General features: G+C 48.9%; 2 tRNA genes and 2 rRNA genes. All 4 read right to left on the reverse strand.

Features of this window, described 5'->3' with window-relative positions:
* A 23S ribosomal RNA gene (locus ABTX81_RS39395) occupies window positions 1–1958 on the reverse strand; the annotation flags it as partial.
* A gap of 426 nt (window positions 1959–2384) precedes the next feature.
* Window positions 2385–2461 (reverse strand) — tRNA-Ala (locus tag ABTX81_RS39400).
* Between the two features lie 81 nt (window positions 2462–2542).
* A tRNA-Ile gene (locus tag ABTX81_RS39405) sits at window positions 2543–2620 on the reverse strand.
* A 251-nt stretch (window positions 2621–2871) separates the two neighbouring features.
* Window positions 2872–3801: ribosomal RNA gene (locus ABTX81_RS39410) — 16S ribosomal RNA — on the reverse strand; the annotation flags it as partial.

The following is a 3801-nucleotide window of genomic DNA, read 5'->3' on the forward strand; positions in this document are numbered from 1 at the left end:
GAACTTACCCGACAAGGAATTTCGCTACCTTAGGACCGTTATAGTTACGGCCGCCGTTTACTGGGGCTTCGATTCAATGCTTCTCTTGCGATGACATCCCCTCTTAACCTTCCAGCACCGGGCAGGTGTCAGGCCTTATACCTCATCTTTCGATTTTGCAAAGCCATGTGTTTTTGTTAAACAGTCGCCTGGGCCTTTTCACTGCGGCTGACATTGCTGTCAGCGCCCCTTCTCCCGAAGTTACAGGGCCATTTTGCCGAGTTCCTTAGCCATGATTCACTCGAGCACCTTAGAATCCTCTTCCCGGATACCTGTGTCGGTTTGCGGTACGGGTTTTTATAACCTGAAGCTTAGCGGTTTTTCTTGGAAGTCTGATTACCTGCACTATCCAATCGCCCGAAGGTCCTTGGTACTATCAGCGCTCAGCATCGATCACGGATTTGCCTATGTTCGATATACCTACAGCCTTCAACGATCTATTCCGTCAGATCGCGGCAGTGTCACTACTCCGTCCCCACATCGCAGTTATAAAAAGTACTGGAATATTAACCAGTTGTCCATCGAATTTCCCCTTCGGGTTCTCCTTAGGTCCCGACTGACCCTGATCCGATTAGCGTTGATCAGGAAACCTTATCCTTTCGGTGGGCGGGTTTCTCGCCCGCCTTATCGTTACTTATGCCTACATTTGCTTTTCTATGCGCTCCAGCACCCATTACCAGATACCTTCGCTGCACATAGAATGCTCCCCTACCGATATATTTCAATCCCATAGCTTCGGTGTACGGTTTAATGCCCGTTTATTATCCATGCCCGATCGCTCGACTAGTGAGCTGTTACGCACTCTTTAAATGAATGGCTGCTTCCAAGCCAACATCCTAGCTGTCTGTGCAATCGGACCTCGTTAGTTCAACTTAACCGTAACTTGGGGACCTTAGCTGATGGTCTGGGTTCTTTCCCTCTCGGCGCGTGACCTTAGCACCCCGCGCCTCACTGCCGGCCATATTACATAGCATTCGGAGTTTGTCTGGATTTGGTAGGATTTGACTCCCCCGCACCCAATCAGTAGCTCTACCTCTATGTAACTCGATGCCGACGCTGTTCCTAAAAACATTTCGGGGAGTACGAGCTATTTCCCAGTTTGATTAGCCTTTCACCCCTACCCACAGATCATCCGGAAACTTTTCAACGTTTATCGGTTCGGTCCTCCAGTACGTGTTACCGCACCTTCAACCTGTCCATGGGTAGATCACAAGGTTTCGCGTCTACCTCCTCTGACTATACGCCCTGTTCAGACTCGCTTTCGCTTCGGATCCGTGCCTGAAGCACTTAACCTTGCCAGAGAAGAGTAACTCGTAGGCTCATTATGCAAAAGGCACGCCGTCACTGGACCTGCCAGCTCCGACCGCTTGTAAGTACACGGTTTCAGGTTCTATTTCACTCCCCTGTTCGGGGTTCTTTTCACCTTTCCCTCACGGTACTGGTTCACTATCGGTCTCTCAGGAGTATTTAGCCTTACCGGATGGTGCCGGCTGATTCCCACAAGGCGTCTCCGACCTCGCGGTACTCAGGATACTGCTAGACTGGTATTCTATACGTGTACTGGGCTATCACCATGTATCGCCGGGCTTCCCATCCCGTTCCACTTCTGTTTACCAATGCCACGTTGCAGTCCTACAACCCCCACTTTGCCGTAACAAAGTAGGTTTGGGCTCTTTCCCTTTCGCTCGCCACTACTCAGGAAATCATTGTTATTTTCTCTTCCTCTGCTTACTTAGATGTTTCAGTTCGGCAGGTTTGCTCATTATATGTGACATGTCTTCAACATGCCGGGTTGCCCCATTCGGAAATCTCCGGATCTAGTTCCTATTTGCAGATCCCCGGAGCTTATCGCAGCTTATCACGTCCTTCTTCGCCTCTGAGAGCCAAGGCATCCCCCGTGTACTCTTTCTTACTTTCTTCTACTCATGCGCCTTTTGCGCCGCATGGTATGCTTTTTTGCTCTTGTTATGATGTCTCATTCCCGAATTTACATCGGGAGAGCACAAACACAACAGTCGCCTATTGTTGTTTGCTCTTCTTTTTTAACTTCTTCCAATATGTCAAAGAACTTTATTAAGGTTGAAGGGGGAGGGTATAAGGGTAGAGGGTTTCATTGTCCCCTAACCAAGCCTCGTTTCAGCCCTATTAGTAAAAAACTGCGGTCTCGAACCGTTTCAGATGTCTTCTTTACATCTGTGCCCCGTGGCGTTTTCTTCTTGTCTCTCTTTATGTCAATGTATAGTACCGATCCCGGTAATTATTTTTTTATTTGCTGTTGTGGTGTTTTCAGTTTCAGGCCTTAGCTTTAACCCTATACCTTCTACCTTTCAACCCTCAACCTTTAATGGTGGAGAATAACGGAGTCGAACCGTTGACCTCCTGCGTGCAAGGCAGGCGCTCTAGCCAGCTGAGCTAATCCCCCAGAGTATCAGTTTTGAGTTTGGAGTCTTTAGTCCGGAGTATTCATAACTCCCAACTCTTTTCTCTAAACTCCCAACTTCAATGGTAGTCCCGTCCAGATTTGAACTGGAGACCCCTACATTATCAGTGTAGTGCTCTAACCAGGCTGAGCTACGGGACTTTGCTTTGGGCAGCATCTGATGCAGTATATAGTATCTTACCGCTACCGCTTTTCCTTTGCTAACCTCAGCTTCATCCGTTAAGCTTACCCTTATAGTATGCCCACCGTTTTCTTCTGGGTGTTTCTTTTTTTTTTCTTGTGTTTTTAAAGTATTCAGTATCAAGTATCCAGACATTAAGCCTTCTAACTCTTTACCCTATACCTTAATTAGAAATATCATGTTGCGCAGTGAGTAGTCAATGCTACTCCAGAAAGGAGGTATTCCAGCCGCACCTTCCGGTACGGCTACCTTGTTACGACTTAGCCCCAGTTACCGGTTTTACCCTAGGACGCTCCTTGCGGTTACATACTTTAGGTACCCCCAGCTTCCATGGCTTGACGGGCGGTGTGTACAAGGCCCGGGAACGTATTCACCGCGTCATTGCTGATACGCGATTACTAGCGAATCCAACTTCATGGGGTCGAGTTGCAGACCCCAATCCGAACTGTGAACGGCTTTGTGAGATTCGCATCATATTGCTATGTAGCTGCCCTCTGTACCGTCCATTGTAGCACGTGTGTAGCCCCGGACGTAAGGGCCATGATGACTTGACGTCGTCCCCTCCTTCCTCTCTGTTTGCACAGGCAGTCTGTTTAGAGTCCCCACCATTACATGCTGGCAACTAAACATAGGGGTTGCGCTCGTTGCGGGACTTAACCCAACACCTCACGGCACGAGCTGACGACAGCCATGCAGCACCTAGTTTCGTGTCCTTGCGGACTGATCTATCTCTAGATCATTCACTAACTTTCAAGCCCGGGTAAGGTTCCTCGCGTATCATCGAATTAAACCACATGCTCCTCCGCTTGTGCGGGCCCCCGTCAATTCCTTTGAGTTTCACCCTTGCGGGCGTACTCCCCAGGTGGAACACTTAACGCTTTCGCTTAGCCGCTGACTGTGTATCGCCAACAGCGAGTGTTCATCGTTTAGGGCGTGGACTACCAGGGTATCTAATCCTGTTTGATCCCCACGCTTTCGTGCCTCAGCGTCAATAAGACCATAGTAAGCTGCCTTCGCAATCGGTGTTCTGAGACATATCTATGCATTTCACCGCTACTTGTCTCATTCCGCCTACCTCTAGTCCATTCAAGCCCATCAGTATCAAGGGCACTGCGATAGTTGAGCTACCGTCTTTCACCCC

The sequence above is a fragment of the Kitasatospora sp. NPDC097605 genome, assembly GCF_040302725.1.
Lineage (GTDB): Bacteria > Actinomycetota > Actinomycetes > Streptomycetales > Streptomycetaceae > Kitasatospora.